Below are 16,981 nucleotides of genomic sequence, written 5' to 3'. Positions count from 1 at the left end.
GACCGACTACACGGTCACGATCGGCATCCCCACCGAGACGATCCTGTCGGCCGCGCGCCACGACCAGATCATGTCGCTGCTCGGCCTCGCGGCGACCACGCTGCTCGCCATGCTGGCCGCATGGCTCGTCGGCGACGTGCTGATCGTCCAGCGCGTGCGCAAGCTGATGGCGACGGCCGAGCGCATCGCGGCCGGCGACCTGGAGGCGCGCTCCGGCATCGCCTACGGCCACGAAGAGATCGGCAACCTGGCGCAGGCACTGGACCGCATGGCGGCCTCGCTGCAGAAGAAGGAGACGGCGCGCTCGCTGGCCGAACGCGAACTGCGCGCCGCCGACCAGAGGAAGGACGAGTTCCTGGCGATGCTCGCGCACGAACTGCGCAACCCGCTGGCACCGATCAGCACGGGCGCCCATCTGCTCAAGCTGCTGCACTCGGATAACGCCCAGATCACGCAGACCTGCTCGATCATCGTGCGCCAGGTCGACCACATGACGAGCCTCGTCGACGACCTGCTGGACGTATCGCGCGTGACCCGCGGCCTGGTTTCGCTGTCGACGCAGGTGCTGGATTTCAAACGCGTCGTCGACGACGCGGCCGAGCAGATCCGCCCGCTGATCGCGGCGCGCCGCCACCGCGTCGTGCTCGACCTGCCGCCCGCGCCGGCCTATGTCAAGGGCGACCACAAGCGCCTCGTGCAGGTGTGCGCGAACCTGCTCAACAACGCCACCAAGTACACGCCGGAAGGCGGCACCATCCAGCTGCGCCTGGAACCGGACGGCAACGACTATGTGCTGACCGTCGCCGACGACGGCATCGGCATGGAACCCACCCTCGTCGAGCGCGTATTCGACCTGTTCACCCAGGCCGAGCGCACGCCGGACCGCTCGCAGGGCGGCCTGGGCCTCGGCCTCGCCCTCGTGAAGAGCCTCGTCGAACTGCACGGCGGTGAAGTCCGCGCCTACAGCCCGGGCCTGGGCAAGGGATCGACGTTCACGGTACGCCTGCCCCGCCACACGCAGGACGTCGTGCTGGCGCCGGCGCCCGTCGTCGGCGAGCATCACGAGGAAGGCGGCGTGCCGCTGCGCATCCTGCTCGTGGACGACAACGTGGACGCCGTGCACACCCTCCAGCTGTTCCTGCGCTCCGGCGGCCACCGCGTCGAAGTCGCCTATTCCGCCACCGACGCGCTGGAACTGGCCAAGACGTTCGCGCCGGAAGTCTGCCTGCTCGACATCGGCCTCCCGGACTTCGACGGCAACGAGCTGGCCCGCCGCCTGCGCGTGCTGCCGCAGGTGGCCGGCGCCACGCTGATCGCGATGACCGGCTATGGCCGCCAGCAGGACCGCGACGCGTCGATGGCGGCGGGGTTCGATCACTATCTCGTCAAGCCGGTCAATACGACGCAGCTGGCGGACATCCTGGCCGCAGCCGCCGAAGCCAACATCCGGCGCTGACATCTGCGTCATCCGATGCGTAGGGTGGGCCCCCCTGTGCCCACGCGTGACGTTTGCGGTGTGTTGGCGTTACGCGTGGGCACGTTTCATTTGGGGCCACCGGCCCCAAATGCCCACCCTACGGCTTCCCTTATCATCCCGATTAAAGGAGGGAAGGCATGGACACCGTCGAAGTCATCCTGGCGATGCTGCTCGCCGTGATCGCCAGCGGCTACGTGGCGCGGGTGCTGCCCGTCGCGCTGCCCCTGCCGCTGATCCAGATCGCGCTGGGCGCGGTGATCGCGGGCGGGTTCAGGCATGGCGTCGCGCTCGAACCGGACATCTTCTTCCTCCTGTTCCTGCCCCCGCTGCTGTTCGTCGACGGCTGGCGCATCCCCAAGATCGGCCTGTTCCGCGACAGGGCTACGATCCTCGAGCTGGCGCTGGGCCTCGTCCTGTTCACCGTCGTCGGCGCAGGGTACCTGCTGCACTGGATGATCCCCACGATGCCGCTGGCCGTCGCCTTCGCGCTGGCGGCCATCGTGGCGCCGACGGACCCTGTGGCCGTGTCGTCGATCACGGCGCGCGTGCCGATGCCGCCGCGCCTGATGCACATCATCGAGGGCGAGAGCCTGCTCAACGACGCCACCGGCCTCGTATGCTTCCGCTTCGCCGTCGCGGCCGCCGTGACGGGCCACTTTTCGCCGGCGCGGGCCGGCCTGTCGTTCCTGTGGATCGCGCTGGCGGGCATTGCTGCCGGCGTCGCGATCACGTTCGCCATCACGCGCGTGCACGGCATGCTGCAGCGCCGCTTCGGCGAGGAAGACGGCGTTCCCGTGCTGATCAACCTGCTGACGCCGTTCGGCGCCTATCTGTTGGCGGAGCGCCTGAACGGGTCCGGCATCCTGGCCGCGGTGGCGGCCGGCATCACGATGAGCTACCTGGAGCTTTCCGGCAACGCCACGCCGGCCACGCGCATCCGCCGCAACGTCATCTGGGACGCCCTGCAGTTCACGCTGAACGGCACCATGTTCGTGCTGCTGGGCGAGCAGCTGCCGGACATCGTGCGCGGCGCCCTGCATCCGGCCGGCGGCCAGCCGTTCGATCCGTGGTGGCTCGCGGGCCGCGCCCTCGCGTTCAGCCTGGGGCTCGTGCTGCTGCGCTTCGTGTGGGTGTGGATCTCGCTGCAGCTGACGATCCTGAACCGCAAGCGCCTCGGACGCCAGGTGTTCAGGCCGCGGCTGCGCGTGATGCTCGCCACGTCCGTCGCCGGCGTGCGCGGCGCGCTGACGATGGCCGGCGTGATGACCCTGCCGCTCGCGCTGCCGAACGGCGACCCGTTTCCCGCGCGCCACCTGGCGATCTTCCTGGCCGGCAGCGTGATCGTCGTCTCGCTGCTGCTCGCCGGCGCGACGCTGCCCGCCCTGCTGCGCGGCCTGCAGATGCCGGCCGAGCCGGAGGCGAAGTGCAACGAGGACGAGGCGCGCCATGCGGCCACGCTGGCCGCCGTCGAGGCGCTGGAACAAGCGTGCAGGGACGCCGGCAAGACCGATGGCGATGCCGACGCGGCGCTGCGCAGCCGGGCCGCCGGCCATGTGCTGCGGCTGTACCGGCACCGCCTGGGCGCGACCGACGCGGCCAACGGCCACGCCGATGCCCGGGCCCTCAAGCGCGCGGAACTGGCTTACCGGCTCGTCGCGCTCAAGGCCGAGCGCGATACCGTGCTGCGGCTCGCCCGTCGCATGGACATCCCGGACGAGACGGCGCGCAAGCTGCTGCGCCAGATCGACCTGCTGGAAGCGCGCTACCAGCAGGATTGAGCGCCAACGTTAGATCGCGTACGGTGGCCGCGCGCGAATCTGCGTAGCGTTCCCATGACGGCGCCATCCGGACACCGCCAACGCGACCTCACGAGATCCCGATGAAGCTCGACGACAACGCCCCGGCCAACCCGGTGCCGAATTCCGATCCGCCCGCCGCCGCCAAGGCCGCGGGCTTGCGCTATGTTCACGACGACCGCCCCGGCATCCGGCGCGAGCCGGCCGGCGACAGCTTCCGTTATCTCGATGCCAGGGGCGACCCGGTGGACGACGAAGCGACGCTGAAACGCATCAAGTCCCTTGCCGTCCCGCCCGCCTGGACGGAGGTCTGGATCTGTCCGCCGGCCAATGGCCACCTGCAGGCGACGGGCCGCGACGCGCGCGGCCGCAAGCAGTACCGCTACCACCCGAAGTGGCGCGAGGTGCGCGACGAAGTGAAATACGAACGCATGATCAACTTCGGCAAGGCGTTGCCGAAGATCCGCCAGGAAGTCGACCGCGCGCTCGCCCTGCCCGGCCTGCCGCGCGAAAAGGTGCTGGCCACGATCGTCTACCTGCTGGAAGCGACGATGATGCGCATCGGTAACGACGAATACGCCCGCGAGAACAAGTCGTACGGCCTGACCACGCTGCGCAACCGGCACGTGAAGATCGACGGCAGCGAGGTCGAATTCCGCTTCCGCGGCAAGAGCGGCGTGGTCCACGACGTCAAGGTGCACGACCGCCGGCTCGCGCGCATCATCCAGCGCACCCGCGACCTGCCCGGCCAGGACCTGTTCCAGTACGTCGACGACGACGGCGAGACGCATACCGTGGGCTCCGCCGACGTAAACGACTACCTGCGCACGATCACGGGCGAGGATTACACCGCGAAAGACTTCCGCACCTGGTCCGGCACCGTGCTCGCGGCGATGGCGCTGCAGGAATTCGAGGCCGTCGATTCCGATGCGCAGGCAAAGAAAAACATTGTGCGCGCCATCGAATGCGTCGCCGAAAAGCTCGGCAACACGCCATCGGTCTGCCGCAAGTGCTACGTGCACCCGGCCGTACTGGACGCCTACCTCGACGGCACCATGCTGGAAGGCCTGCGTGCACGCGCCGAGGAAAGCCTCGTCCAGGACCTGCACGACCTCCAGCCCGAGGAAGCGGCCGTGCTGGCGATGCTGGAGCGGCGGCTCGCGCAGGAAACGGCCGGTGCCGACCTGGCCGTCAAGCGGCGCGCGGCCTGAAACGGCCCCTCATCGCATGTCCCCGGCCGCTTCCGCCAGACCGAACGCGCCCGGACGCAACCAGCCGCGCACGATCGTGAAGCGCCACACGCGTTCCACGGGCGGCACGCGGTCGGGCTGCGCCGCCGTCCAGTCCACGTCGACGATGCCCTGCAGCTGCAGCACGTCCCCGCTCGCGACGTCGGCCAGCACGATGGCCGCGCGCGGCTCGCTGACGACATTGCCGAGCGTGTTGAAGTAGCGGTTGCCCGCGTAGTCCGGCACCGTCAGCACGTTGCCGTCCAGCCGCGCAAAGCCCGCCGGCCCGCCGCGGTGCGACATGTCCAGGCCCCGCGTGGCGCCATGCGCGTCCGCACCGCTGCTACTTGCCACGAACAGCGTCGTGCTTGCGGCCAGCATGTCGCGCGCCCGCCGCGGCAGGTCGGCACCGAAGGCCGTCACCGGGCCGGGCGTGCGTTCCACCGGCACGAGCGCGCGCACGTGGATGTAGCGCGGGCAGTTGCCGAACGACTGCACGACGTCGACCGCGAACCCACCGTTGCCGAGGGCCGCGACGACGCCGTTCAGGCGGTTGCGCCGGCGCGTGCCGAGGTCGATGCCGAGCATGCCGACCGTCGCCCCGGCCACGAGATAAGTCAGCGCGGGATCGGCGGCGGCCGGCAGCGCGGCGACGTCGAGCCGGGCCGGATCGGGCGACACGGCGAAGCCCGGCGGGCCTTGCACGAGCGTCGCCAGCGGCCAGCCGGCCGCGTCCCCGACGGCCACGCACAGGAAAGGCAGCAGCGGGAAGAACGTGCGGTGCTGGTCCGGCATGCGGTTGCGGATCGGCGCGGCGAACGTCTCGACGCCGGCCAGGGCCTGCGCGCGCAATTCGCCGGGGTGGAAAGGCATGGGGATGCGGTCGTCCGTCATGATCGCCTCACTCGCGCGGCATGGGAATAAAACCCGGCAGCGCCTGCATGCGCGCGATCCAGGCCTGCACGTGCGGATATGCGTCCAGCGCGATGCCGCCTTCCGGGGCGTGCGCGACATAGGCGTAGCACGCGACGTCGGCGATCGTCGGACTATCGTTCGCCRCATCGGCCGCGAGCCAGTCGCGCCGGGCCAGTTCGCTCTCCATCAGGCCCAGCACGCGCGCGGCCAGGACCTGCGACAGCGCCGGCGGCACACCCGTGTCGTAGAAGCGGGCGTTGACGCGCGCGGCGGCCGGGCCGTATGCGATCTCGCCGGCCGCCAGCGACAGCCAGCGCTGCACGCGCGCCGCGCCGACGGGATCTTCCGGCAGCCAGCCGCTGCCCGCCGCATGGCGTTTCGCCAGGTAGACGAGGATCGCATTGCTGTCGGCCAGCACGACGTCGCCCTCCTGCAGGACGGGGATCTGGCCGAGCGGATTCAGCGCGCGGAAGGCCGGCGTGGCGCGCACGGCGGCCGGGCTGTCGGCGTAGGCGTACGGCAGGTCGAGCAGGTGCAGGAACAACTGGACGCGGTGCGTGTGGCCGGACAGGCGGGTGCCGTGGAGAGTGCGGGTCTGGGTCATGGTCGTTCGCTCGGTGGTGGGTGATGGACGCATCGTAGTGCGATTTCGGTTACACCGGAATCCGGCATAATGGCAACTCAGTATTCCATTTTCCGAAATAATCGCCATGGACCGACTCGATGAGTTGCACGTATTTGTCGCCATCCTCGACGCCGGCAGCATGGCCGCCGCCGCGCGCAAGCTGGGCCGCTCACCGGCGGCCGTCACGCGCATCCTGGGTACGCTCGAGACCCGCGCCGGCGCGCGCCTGTTCGAACGCAGCACGCGGCGCCTGATTCCGACCGAAACCGGCCTGCGCCTGGCGGAACAGGCACGCCGCCTGCTGGCCGACTACGACGCGGCGCTGCAGCCGCCAGGCACCGCCGCGCCGCGCGGCCTGCTGCGCCTGACCGCGCCCACCGCGTTCGGGCGACGCCACGTGGCGCCCGTCGTCACGCGCTTTCTCGCGCTGCATCCAGACATCCAGGTCGACCTGACACTGTCCGACCGCAATGTCGACCTGATCGAGGAAGGCATCGACGCCGCCGTGCGCATCGGGCCGCTCGCCAACGTGAGCCTCGTCGCACGCCGGCTGGGCGAGGTGCGACGCGTGACGGTGGCGAGCGGCGCCTACCTCGACCGGCGCGGCACGCCGGCCGTGCCCGCGGACCTTGCCGACCACGAGTTGATCATGTCGACCTCGGTGCGCAGCGTGGCCGAGTGGCGCTTCCGCGCGGACGGCCGCGAGCACGTCGTACGCTATAGCCCCCGACTGCGCATGAACGACGTGGAGGCGGTGCTGGCGGCCGCGCGCGACGGCTTCGGCATTGCGCGCGCGCTGTCGTACCAGGTCGAGCCGGACCTGCGTGCGGGGCTGCTGCAGCGCCTGCTGGCGGACTTTGAGCCGGAGCCATTGCCGGTGCACCTCGTGCTGCGCAGCAGCAGGCACATGGCGCCGCGGCTGAGGGCGTTTGTCGACTTTGCGGTGGCGGAATTCGCGGGGTTGGACGTGATTCGCCAATCCTGCTCGCAGTGACCAGCCTCGGGCCGATATCCATCGGGAGGGCGAGCGCAGCCTGGAACCGCACCGCAAAGCCACCGTCAAAGTCGAATAACGGCACTCTTCGCCGCCCGCCCGGTTCACACAGCTGGCTGGGGTCGCGCACTCATGACACACGTCCATGGCATGGTCGCAGTGCATCTGAGAAATGCAAATTTCCAATTTACAATAAGACACAAAATACCGGGCGATTCAATATCAAAACTGTTAGGAGTTCATAAAAGATACAAGCTGTAGTGTGTCTTTGACATTGATATGTCTCAATGTTAGCGTGTCCCATCCATGCTCATCAGGGAGGCGATATGCAATACGCGAACGTCTACTGGGATGCAACCCTAATGCAAAGTGACGGCAACTACCCGTCGATCCTTGCGATCGGTGATTCGTGGTTCTGGTATCCGTTTCCCGGCGGTTCCCTGCTCAATTACCTCGGCGACATGGTCGCTACGCGCGAGCATGTCATCCTCGCCTATGGCAACAACGGCGCCGAGGCATACGACTATGTGCATGGCACCTATTCGCGGCAGATCCGCACGGCGCTGGACTTGTACGGCAGCAGCCTGTCTGCAGTGTTTCTTTCAGGCGGCGGCAACGATTTCGCCGGCATCAACGATCTGCGTCCAGTCCTCGGCGATAACTGCGTCGCGTGCACGACCGCTGAGGCGTGCTTCCGCGACGGTGCCCAAAAGGGCAGTCTCGACTGGCTGCTCGAGAAGGTGGGGGACAGTTATATCGCGCTGATCAACCAGATCATCGGCGCCACGTGGCGCACCGCCGAGGAAAGTGCGACGGGCGCCACGCGCATCATCGTTCATAACTACGATTATGCGTTCGTCACCGGGCAAGGCATTTTCGGCCCCGACAGTTCGCCCTGGCTCAGGCCGGCATTCGAAGCGGCGCGGGTGGCCGACGGTTTGCGCGACGAGTGCATCCGCATCATCATCGACCGCTTTACCGCGATGCTGCAAGAGATCGTTGCGCGCTATCCCGGTCGCGTCATGCTCATCGACAGCCGCGAAGCGCTGCAGCGCGCCGACTGGGCCAACGAGTTGCACCCGACGCCGGCCGGCTTCCGCAAGATCGCTGCCCGCTGGCTTCCCGTCCTGCACGACCAGAGACTGGCAACATGAACGCAGCGGCCGCCCGCGCGGACAGCGCGAACCGGGCTTCGCAACCGCACGACCTCGACCATCAGATGCGCCTTGAAGCCGGACAGACCGCCCTGCGGCGCGCGGCGCTGTTCGGTGCCGGTGCGGCGTCCGCGTCGTTCGACCACGACCAGAATCTGCAGCCCGGACCGGGCGTCACGACGGTGAACTGGGCCCTTGCCCTGTCCGGTGGCGGCATCCGTAGCGCCACGTTCTGCCTCGGCGTACTGCAGGAGCTTGCGCATCCCGGTGACACGGCCGTCAAGGGTCTCCCGCCGCACGCGAAGGCGGCGTATGACCAGGTCGGCGGCCTGCTGCCGCAGTTCGACTACGTGTCGAGCGTGAGCGGCGGCGGATTCACGGCCGGCTTCATGCAAGCGCTGTATGCCCAGCAACCCGGCCCGCCACGACAGGCTGCCGCAAAGGTCAACCTCCACATCGCGGAAGAGCCTCCGGCGCGCGTCCACCGGCACGTACTCCCGTCGCCGCTGGCCTGGTTGCGCGAGAWCGGGCGCTACCTCGCGCCGTCGGGCGCGGGCGACATGGCGTACGCATTCGGCTTCGGTGCGCGCAACTGGCTCGGCATCCAGAGCGTGATCGGCGCCCCGATCGTATTCGTGACCGCACTGCTTGCACTGGCCGCCTGTGTCATTGCGCCACGTTGGCCGACCCTGGACCCGAAATGGTGGTGGCTGCCGCTTGCCACGCTCGTTTGCTGGGTGCTGCCGACCGCAGGCGCGTACTGGATGACGCGCGACGTGCCCGACGGTGCGACGCAGGCGGAGTTGCCCTGGCTGAGAATCGTGGGCGTCCTTGCCGCCGGCATGGCGACGTTCATCGCGGGAGCGCGCTGGCAAGCCGACCTTCTGCCCTTCCAGTGGTGCTGGACCGGATATGTCGCACCCCTATTCGATACTGCCAGCCAGTGGCCCATGTACCTGACGTTGTGTAGTCTGGTATTGCTGTTGACGGTGGCGTGGGCAATCGCCGCGCGTTGTCGACGGTGGACTACCACGAGCAAGGGCGTACTTGCGGTCAGGTTGACCCGCCTCTGCACCTGGGGCATCCAATGCGTGGGCGTGCTGCTGATGCTGGCGCTGGTGCTGGAGGTTGCGCAGGAGGTGCTGGCGGCCGACGGGCCGCACCCTATCCTGGTGTCCGGCGGGGGAGCCGGCATCCTGGCGCTCGCCTATCGCACGGTCATGAAGCTGGTGCCGCTGTTACGCGGCGCCGGCAGCAGCGTGGACAAGGTCGACGGCGTTCCGCGCCGCGGCCTCGCGGTCGCCCTCAGCATACTGGGATTCCTCCTGCTGCTCGGCGTCGGCGTGTTCTGGACCGCGGCGGCGCAATGGCTGATGCGGACAGGTGGGCCGGAACCCTGGACCAGCATGGCGGCACGGCACCTGACACCCTTCCAGGCGCTCGCAGCCATTCCCCTGTCGAGCTCCGGGACGCTCGCGCTCCTGTCCCTGGTGTTCGTCGTCGTCGCCGGCCGCTGGCGCTCGATCCTGAACATGTCGAGCTACCACCACTTCTACAGTTCGCGCCTGACCCGCGCGTACCTTGGCGCGGCGAACCCGCAGCGCACGACCGCCGGCGCCGCACTCGCCCCCGTCATGACCGCGACAACCGGCGTGGCACGCTTCGTGGACGGCGACTCGATCGACTACCGCAACTATTTTTCCCGACCGGCCTCGCCACTCCATTTGATCAATGCGACGCTCAACCAGACCGTCGACCCGGCCGAACAACTGGTCCAGCGTGATCGCAAGGGCAAGCCTTTCGTCGTGCTGCCACCGACCGGAACGGCAGGACCCGTGCCTTCCGTCGACGTCGCGATCGGTGATGAATTTTTTCGCGTGACGGGCGCGGGCGCATGCCTCAGCATCGGTGACTGGCTCGCCATCTCCGGGGCGGCGGTATCGACCGGCATGGGGCGCCAGACATCGGCCGGGGCCGCGATCTGCGTTACCATGGCCAATGCGCGGATTGGTCGCTGGTGGGAAGGGCCGGACGGCGCCGACTGTATCGTCCGCCGTCTGTTTCCAACCTACCTGTATCTGCTGGACGAACTGCGCGGCCGGTTCCAGGGCGACCATCGCCGTTTGCTGTACCTGACCGACGGCGGCCATTTCGACAACACGGCCATGTACGAACTGCTGCGGCGGATGCGCAATCCGGACACCGTGGTACGGTTCGTCCTTGCCTGCGATTGCGGCGCCGATCCCGATTATCGCTACGATGACCTGGCGAACCTGGTACGCCTGGCCCGGATCGACTTCCAGCTGGAGGTCGAGATCGACACGGCCGTCACCATGGCCGCTCCGCTGAACACGGTTTTCGGTACACCATCGACGATGGGCGCGGCCGACCCGGAGCGTCTCGATACCCGGTGCGCGGTCCTGCTGAACGTACGCCATGGCGGCGACCTCCTCGCCCGGGTCGTCATGATCAAGCCGCGCCTGATCGCCTGCGCATCGAGCGACCTGCTCGGCTACTACCGCAACAACCCGGTATTCCCACAACAAACGACCGGCGACCAGTTCTTCGACGAGGGCCAATGGGAGTCCTATCGCAAGCTGGGCGTCGAATGCTGCAGGGCGGTACTCGGCCTCGGCCTGGACTTGTGGCACGCGGTGTTGTAACGGTTCAAGCCGGTCCTGCCGCAAACGCCGGCAGGGAAAATCGACAGAACCCGGCTTGGCGCCCGATGTCAAACCGGATGATTGACGCTACCTCAATGAGGAGTCGGGATGGGTCTCCAAAACACAATGTTGCGCGACCGCCCAAGTGCGTCTGCCGCCCCACACGCCGCCGCGCCCACGCCGCCGACAACCGGTCCCGTTCTCCCATCGATCGGGGCCATGCCGCTGCTGGTCCTTGGCCTTGTGCTTGGTGTCATCGATGCCCTATTGCCCTATCTGGCAGGACTGTATGGCGCAGGCAAGGGCCCCGGAACGCGGATCGGCGTGTTCGTACTTGCATTGCTGGCCCTGTACGTCCTGCTCACGTCGATCAGCGTCGGCGTGGCGGACAGGATGAGCGGCGTATTCTGGAGCAGCCGCAATACCTACAGCCTCTCCCGCCTGCAAGTCGTACTCTGGACCTGGCTGATACTTTCGGCGCTGATGGCGGTTGTCATTTGCCGGGCATGGGGCACGCTCGACACGGGCTCCGCCGACGGATTGTCGGTGGCCCTGAACATCCATATCCCACCTGAGCTGTTGATCATCATGGGCATCAGCATTGCCAGCGGCGCAGCGGCCCCGGCAATCCTGTCGCTGAAGTCGCTGACCAACCCGCCCTCCAGGTCAGCGCTGGATACGGCGGCGACGCGCGTGGGTGCCGACGTACACGCGGTCGGCAAGGTTTTCGTTCGCTCGGACCGGTGCCCGCCCCTCTTCCAGGATCTGTTCCAGAGCGACGACGCCGTCGCGGCCGGGACGGTCGACATCAGCAAGGTTCAGCAGTTCGCGGTCACATTGATTCTCTGGGGTGTCTATCTGGCGATGCTGCTCCGGCTGTTTTATACGGGAGCATCCGGCGAGATACCGGCTGGCGTCAAGCCTGGTACAACCGTTCTGCCGCAACTGTCCGAGACGTTCATCTACCTGCTGGCCATCAGCCATGCCGGCTATCTCGCCTATAAAGCCGTCCCGGTCCCTCCTGCCGCGAATGGAGCACTATCCGGCCCGGACGCCAACGGGAGGCCCGCGCAGCGTGGAGAAGGCTCGCCGCAAAACCCGCTCAAGCCAAGCACCGTACTGCAGCGGCCACTGCCACCGAGCGTGGTCTGAATGAGGACTCTTCCGAAACCGGCATTGGAGGCACTCGACATGAAATTTCAATGTGGCGACAGGCTGCAGTATGGGACTTATGGCAGCGGAAGATCGACTTGCCTGCTTCGATTCAAGGAGTATCCCGATCGTCTACTATTGATGACGGCAGGTCATGTCGTGCTTCCCACCTTTGCACGGCAGGGTGACGAAATCCATGCGATCGACGCGTCCGGTTCACCTCGGGCCATCGGCCGTCTGCAGACCTGGACGACGATCGATGGCGATCCGACGACCGATGCCGCTCTGATATGGGTTGTTCCGGAGTTGGTCGATCCGCGGCTGCGTCTCGGGCAAACCCTGGCGGAACTGAAACCGCCTGTCGCGCCAGCGRTCGGCCAGCCAATCCAGACCGGCGGCCATCCCATGCTCCACGACGGCAACGACCCCACGATCGCCAACGTGGACATGGATGTCGGGGGCATGTTCGTGAAGGGTCCGGACTGGGCGGCATCCGCGGCGGTCACCTATCAAGGCCAGATCGTATCCGATCGCGTGTTCACGCAAGACGGTGACAATGGCAGCCTGGTCGTCGATGGCGACATGCACGTGGTCGGCATGGTCATCGGCGCAGGCGAGGATCGGGAGAAACGGTTCACCATTATCACGCCGTTCAGCGCATTGCTGAATCCATCCGCATGGAATGGGCTGACTCCGGAACTGATTACGAGCTTCGACCCTGCGGATTTTGTATCTCCACTGCAGCCGACGTCGTCCCCTCTCGCGGCGTCGCCCGCGCCCAATCACACTGCGGCCGCGCTACAAGGTGCAGGACTCGATCCCCTCGATATGCTCATCACGACACTCGACGATCCGGTACAAGGGACGATCTCGACCGCATTGCGGCTGCATGAAATCGGTAATGCATCGCCGTATAAAATCAGCTTCGCCGGAAAAGGCAGGAGCGGCGGCTCGTTCGGCTTCATGCAGGGCGATCTGGCGGCCAAACAGCCGATTGTCGGTTCCACGTTCCTGCGCGTTTTGACGGCCGCAGGGGTCCCTGCCGAAAAGTCCGAATCGCTGAAGAGCCTGCTGTCGGTGCACACCATCACCAGTCCCCTCACGCCGCAGGACAGCGCGCTCGTCAACAGCGCGTTGAATTCGCAGGCCGGACGCGCTCTTGTGGACGCGATGGACCAGGAGATTCTTCACGGAGTCTTCGATGATGTCGGCAACTGCATGGCAATCGCAGACAAGAGTGACCGCACCATATCGCTCAAGGCCTTGCTGTACATTGCCATGTGGATCAACATGTCGGGCCCACCGACCACACTGCTGGACTGGCTCGGCGGCATGGACGTGATGTTCGACAATCACGTAAAGGTGCCTTCTCCCGGCAAGATCGTCAATGCCGCAGCCATGGAACGCTACCTCCAGGCGACGCACTACTTTTCGGCGAATCCGGCCAATTTCAAACGCCTGCGCCAGTGCGCGGGCGAAGCGCTGGCGCAGCATGCGAACGCGGACGAATTCGCTGAGACCTGACGACCGATCAATTACTCTTTCTCAACTATTGAAGCGGAGACGTATCTACGCTACCCGCGTTGAAACCAGGCAGGATGTCTTCGACTATATCGAGATGTTCTGCAATCCCGAGCGCCGGCACAGCTTCAGTGATGACATGTCGCCGGTCGAATACGAGAAACAGTACTTCCAATGACTCTCGAGTGTCTAGAAAAGCCGAGGCGATCCACCTAAGGTCGGAAGCGTTCCGGTTTCTTCGCTTAAAGCGACCGATGGCCTCGCCTGCTTGCGGAAGACGGAGGCGCACGGCGTCGAAGAATCTACGCATCGGGTCAAACAGATCTGCGGCCAGGTCTTTCGGTTTACGGTTGCGAGCGGCATGATCGATCGCGACGTCACCACCGATCTGAAAGGCGCCTTCGAGGTAGCCAAGACGAAGCACGATGCAACGATCACGGAGCTTTGTTTCCTAAATATGACTGCGATTGGTTAGGCCTTGGTAACTACTCGTCGCAAGCTTTAGCAAAACATGATTTTCTCCATGTCGCGCCTCAATTTCCTTTAGGACTCGACGCAATCGCCATCCAGCTTCTCTAGTTGAATGCTCCTGTTCAGAGATCAAAGCTAGCCCATATTCACCATATAATCGACCGTTAGCGACATTGATATGTTCCGTCAGCTTGGTAAAACGATACCTCGCCAAATTTATAGAGAGTCTGTAACCTTTCATCTTTTTTTTGGCTTTTTGAAGTTCAGCTTTGCGAAGTAGAGCCAACCCAATGCGCCAATCAATTTGATAGTCAAGCTCTCCTCCATACATCTCCTGCTCCCGCTCGGCATCCCGATACAAATCTTCCGCTCTTATTGGTTTTTTTTCGATAATTTTTATGTCGCCAGCTATCATATTGAGGCTCTTGCAAAACTAGCGGGGAACGAGGTTTTCGCCTGACGTGGCGAGGAAAAACGAGGCGGGATGGGTGGCCATTGCTGGCATGATGATGGTTCTCTACGCCAATCATCGACACCCACGCCATGGATGCTACCCGACCCGCCCAACTCATGCAACGCTGGAAAGCGATTCAATACGAGGTGTTGCCCGGCCTGGGCGCCGAGGTTGGTTCCCTGACGCCTAAACTGGAGCGGGTGGTCCACGTGCTGGAGTGGGCGCGCATCGAGGAATTCGTTTCCGATTCCTGGTGCGGCACGGGCCGCCCTCCGCACACGCGGGCCTGGCTGGCCAACGCGTTTGTCGCCAAGGCGGTGCTGAACATCGGCACCACGGTCGGTCTGATCGAGCGGCTGACGATCGACCGGGCGCTGCGCCGCATCTGTGGCTTCGCGCCGTTCTCCAAGCTGCCGTCGGCGGCGACGTTTTCCCGCGCCTTTGGCGAATTCGCCGAGGCCAAGCTGGGCGAGCGTGCGCACGAGGCATTGATACGGGAGCAGTTGGGCGACCGGTTGGTTGGCCACCTCAGCCGCGACGGCACGGCCATCCCGGCGCGCGAGCGGCCGGCCAGGAAGCCGGCGCGACAAGCCGCCGTGAAGGCCACGACCGGATCGCCGATCCGGCGCCAGCTGGCGCAAACGCTGCCGCGGATGCTGGCCGAACTGCCCACCGCGTGCGACCGGGGCACCAAGTGCAACGCCCAGGGATACAAGACCAGCTGGAACGGCTACAAACTGCATGTCGACACCGCCGACTGCGGCGTCCCCGTCGCCGCCGTGCTGACTTCGGCCTCGATGCATGACAGCCGCGCCGCCGTGCCGCTGTCGTATCTCAGCAAGGAACGCGTCACCAACCTGTACGACCTGATGGACGCCGCCTACTGTAGCAAGGAGCTGCATGCCCACAGCCGCGACCTGGGGCATGTGCCCCTGATCGACCACAATCCGCGTGGCGGCGAGAAGGAAGAGTTCGAGCCCGCCGACGCCGTGCGCTACCGCGAACGCAGCGCCGCAGAGCGGACCAACGCCCGTCTCAAGGACGAATTCGGCGCCCGCGCCATCATGGTCAAGGGGCATGCCAAGGTCATGTGCCATTTGATGTTCGGCCTGCTCGCCTTGAGCGTCGACCAATTGTTGCGGTTACGAAGATGACCTTGCCACCCGCCGTGATCCGCAAATCGCCGTGCGCCGTCCCGGCGCGGCCCTGTCACGCCCATGCCATCACCGAAACCATGATTCCACCACCATAACGACCGCTCGATGTGGCCGCCATCATGAAAATGCACTTACACAGTGCGCTTGCATGATGCCGGTCTGAATTCGACGGGAAGTTTTGAAATTGCCTCATATTGACTCGTGTTCTAATCCAATATTTCTTCTCGCATTTCAATACATGTTCCTTTGCGCGGGATATGTAGGAAATGGCTTCTCCAATCTTCCCGTCAGACGCGGCAATGCGTGCTTTCCAGGCATATGCAAGTGCACGCAGATCGTGATCACTTTCGCCAAGAAACTTACACCCAAGTTTTATATTGCTCAATGCCTTTTCGTTTGAACCTTCTTCGACGTAGGTCCAACCCAACGCATCTATGTATAATAATGCTTTAATACGATTACTGGAATCTCCCAACGCTGCAATTGATCGCTCAACGAACCTTAGTCGTTGCGCATTTAAAAATCGACTGTCCATATAATGGACCAGCAACAGCGTAAATTGAACGATCATGGGATCACTTTCTTTCCAATGCATTATTTCTTCAATGGTGGGCCAATAATTATCCACTTTTACCATCTCATCTCGCACCAAGGCGTTCCAATAGTCTTCCGTTATCTCCCCCCTACAAATTACGTCTTCCCTTCGAAGAAAGGTTAAAAGGTAAATTGCCAGTCGGTTACGTGCATCRTCCATATTTTCCTGACTAAATAAATTTTGTCTGACCAGAACCTCTCTTGTTGTCCTATGCACTGAAAATTTCTCAAGTGCGGCGTCGTACTCGAGTAAGCCAAAATTCACGCAAACCTGGAACGTCTTTGAGAAGTTCGCAACGCTCCCCCCCCCCTGCTGCCTGAATTAGCAGAGAGACTGGAATCCATTCTCCGATCGGAAAAATTACCAATGCCTCAACTATTCGCATCTCATCTTCCTTTAATTCCTCCCACATCTTCCTAATAAGAATGTCATGTCTCGGCTCTATGGTCGGATTCTGGTTCATCTCGACCGTCTCGACAGCTTTGTTGAATGATTGCTCATTTCCAGTTCCATTTAATAGACCTAGACAGAGCCGGATTGCCAGAGGATTCCCTAGCGTAAAATCCAAAATCTTCTTTAAAGTTGGTTTACTTAGGTCTCCGAAACGTCGACGCAGCATGATTGCATGCACATGCTGATTGATTAGATTCGTCGCGTCCTCTTCTTTGAGTCGCGTTACCTCAACAAGGAAACCCGCAATCGTTGCCGTGCGCGAGGTAACGATGATTCTGCTACGAGGGTTGGCGTTACCAAGGCCGCATTCTAGCCACGCTCTGAT

The 16,981-nt window shown here is 64.4% G+C and carries 15 protein-coding genes and 1 pseudogene; 11 read left to right on the top strand and 5 right to left on the bottom strand.

Annotation, left to right across the window (positions count from 1 at the left end; translation table 11 throughout):
* The 3 genes from AC1DYX_RS16180 to AC1DYX_RS16170 form a co-directional block, all read left to right on the top strand.
* On the top strand, positions 1–1,456 hold a 1,456-nt coding region (locus AC1DYX_RS16180; protein ID WP_477260551.1), incomplete at its 5' end, for an ATP-binding protein.
* 158 nt (positions 1,457–1,614) lie between these two features.
* Positions 1,615–3,255, top strand: coding sequence for a Na+/H+ antiporter (locus AC1DYX_RS16175; protein WP_477260549.1), 1,641 nt, complete (start codon positions 1,615–1,617; stop codon positions 3,253–3,255).
* Positions 3,256–3,356: 101 nt separating this feature from the next.
* Positions 3,357–4,484, top strand: coding sequence for a DNA topoisomerase IB (locus AC1DYX_RS16170; RefSeq protein WP_477260548.1), 1,128 nt, complete (start codon positions 3,357–3,359; stop codon positions 4,482–4,484).
* Between the two features lie 9 nt (positions 4,485–4,493).
* On the opposite strand, the gene AC1DYX_RS16165 is transcribed toward AC1DYX_RS16170, so the two are convergent.
* Both AC1DYX_RS16165 and AC1DYX_RS16160 read right to left on the bottom strand, forming a co-directional pair.
* Positions 4,494–5,396, bottom strand: coding sequence for a pyridoxamine 5'-phosphate oxidase family protein (locus AC1DYX_RS16165; RefSeq protein ID WP_477260546.1), 903 nt, complete (start codon positions 5,394–5,396; stop codon positions 4,494–4,496).
* A 7-nt stretch (positions 5,397–5,403) separates the two neighbouring features.
* A complete protein-coding gene (locus tag AC1DYX_RS16160; protein WP_477260544.1) occupies positions 5,404–6,021 on the bottom strand; it encodes a glutathione S-transferase family protein in 618 nt (205 codons plus the stop codon).
* Positions 6,022–6,127: 106 nt separating this feature from the next.
* On the opposite strand from AC1DYX_RS16160, the gene AC1DYX_RS16155 reads away from it, so the two are divergent.
* The 7 genes and pseudogenes from AC1DYX_RS16155 (at position 6,128) to AC1DYX_RS16125 (ending at position 14,001) form a co-directional block, all read left to right on the top strand.
* Positions 6,128–7,036: a LysR family transcriptional regulator gene (locus tag AC1DYX_RS16155; protein WP_477260541.1), complete on the top strand. Its 909-nt coding sequence runs from the start codon at positions 6,128–6,130 to the stop codon at positions 7,034–7,036.
* Between the two features lie 326 nt (positions 7,037–7,362).
* Complete coding sequence (locus AC1DYX_RS16150; RefSeq protein WP_477260539.1) at positions 7,363–8,190, top strand: SGNH/GDSL hydrolase family protein; 828 nt, start codon at positions 7,363–7,365, stop codon at positions 8,188–8,190.
* On the top strand, positions 8,187–10,853 hold the full coding sequence (locus tag AC1DYX_RS16145; protein WP_477260537.1) for a hypothetical protein: 2,667 nt from the start codon (positions 8,187–8,189) through the stop codon (positions 10,851–10,853). The genes AC1DYX_RS16150 and AC1DYX_RS16145 overlap by 4 nt, the downstream gene beginning before the upstream one ends.
* 219 nt (positions 10,854–11,072) lie before the next feature.
* Complete coding sequence (locus tag AC1DYX_RS16140) at positions 11,073–12,005, top strand: hypothetical protein (protein ID WP_477260535.1); 933 nt, start codon at positions 11,073–11,075, stop codon at positions 12,003–12,005.
* Positions 12,006–12,164: 159 nt separating this feature from the next.
* Positions 12,165–13,529 carry a hypothetical protein gene (locus tag AC1DYX_RS16135; RefSeq protein WP_477260533.1) on the top strand — a complete coding sequence of 455 codons (1,365 nt, stop codon included), beginning with the start codon at positions 12,165–12,167 and terminating at the stop codon, positions 13,527–13,529.
* Between the two features lie 22 nt (positions 13,530–13,551).
* Positions 13,552–13,704, top strand: a pseudogene (locus AC1DYX_RS16130) (IS3 family transposase); the annotation flags it as partial.
* Between the two features lie 90 nt (positions 13,705–13,794).
* On the top strand, positions 13,795–14,001 hold the full coding sequence (locus tag AC1DYX_RS16125) for a phage integrase central domain-containing protein (protein ID WP_477260531.1): 207 nt from the start codon (positions 13,795–13,797) through the stop codon (positions 13,999–14,001).
* Here AC1DYX_RS16125 and AC1DYX_RS16120 read toward each other — a convergent pair.
* A complete protein-coding gene (locus AC1DYX_RS16120) occupies positions 13,978–14,412 on the bottom strand; it encodes a hypothetical protein (protein WP_477260529.1) in 435 nt (144 codons plus the stop codon). The two genes, AC1DYX_RS16125 and AC1DYX_RS16120, sit on opposite strands and share 24 nt — an antisense overlap.
* Positions 14,413–14,540: 128 nt before the next feature.
* Here AC1DYX_RS16120 and AC1DYX_RS16115 point away from each other — a divergent pair, with 128 nt between their 5' ends.
* Complete coding sequence (locus tag AC1DYX_RS16115) at positions 14,541–15,605, top strand: transposase (protein WP_477260527.1); 1,065 nt, start codon at positions 14,541–14,543, stop codon at positions 15,603–15,605.
* Positions 15,606–15,660: 55 nt separating this feature from the next.
* Here AC1DYX_RS16115 and AC1DYX_RS16110 read toward each other — a convergent pair whose 3' ends face one another.
* On the bottom strand, positions 15,661–16,245 hold the full coding sequence (locus tag AC1DYX_RS16110; protein ID WP_477260525.1) for a hypothetical protein: 585 nt from the start codon (positions 16,243–16,245) through the stop codon (positions 15,661–15,663).
* 184 nt (positions 16,246–16,429) lie between these two features.
* Positions 16,430–16,981: hypothetical protein (locus tag AC1DYX_RS16105; protein WP_477260523.1), on the bottom strand; the 552-nt coding region annotated here is incomplete at its 5' end.

This window comes from Massilia sp. P2_C2 (assembly GCF_056404615.1).
The sequence above is the reverse complement of the archived record's forward strand: the minus strand, read 5'-3'. Positions and strand labels throughout refer to the sequence as shown.

Bases quoted from the DNA above. Each gene is read 5' to 3' on its own strand.
- AC1DYX_RS16175 (WP_477260549.1), top strand. From the start codon at position 1,615: ATGGACACCGTCGAAGTCATCCTGGCGATGCTGCTCGCCGTGATCGCC.
- AC1DYX_RS16170 (WP_477260548.1), top strand. From the start codon at position 3,357: ATGAAGCTCGACGACAACGCCCCGGCCAACCCGGTGCCGAATTCCGAT.
- AC1DYX_RS16165 (WP_477260546.1), bottom strand. From the start codon at position 5,396: ATGACGGACGACCGCATCCCCATGCCTTTCCACCCCGGCGAATTGCGC.
- AC1DYX_RS16155 (WP_477260541.1), top strand. From the start codon at position 6,128: ATGGACCGACTCGATGAGTTGCACGTATTTGTCGCCATCCTCGACGCC.
- AC1DYX_RS16150 (WP_477260539.1), top strand. From the start codon at position 7,363: ATGCAATACGCGAACGTCTACTGGGATGCAACCCTAATGCAAAGTGAC.
- AC1DYX_RS16140 (WP_477260535.1), top strand. From the start codon at position 11,073: ATGCCGCTGCTGGTCCTTGGCCTTGTGCTTGGTGTCATCGATGCCCTA.
- AC1DYX_RS16120 (WP_477260529.1), bottom strand. From the start codon at position 14,412: ATGATAGCTGGCGACATAAAAATTATCGAAAAAAAACCAATAAGAGCG.
- AC1DYX_RS16115 (WP_477260527.1), top strand. From the start codon at position 14,541: ATGGATGCTACCCGACCCGCCCAACTCATGCAACGCTGGAAAGCGATT.
- AC1DYX_RS16110 (WP_477260525.1), bottom strand. From the start codon at position 16,245: ATGGTAAAAGTGGATAATTATTGGCCCACCATTGAAGAAATAATGCAT.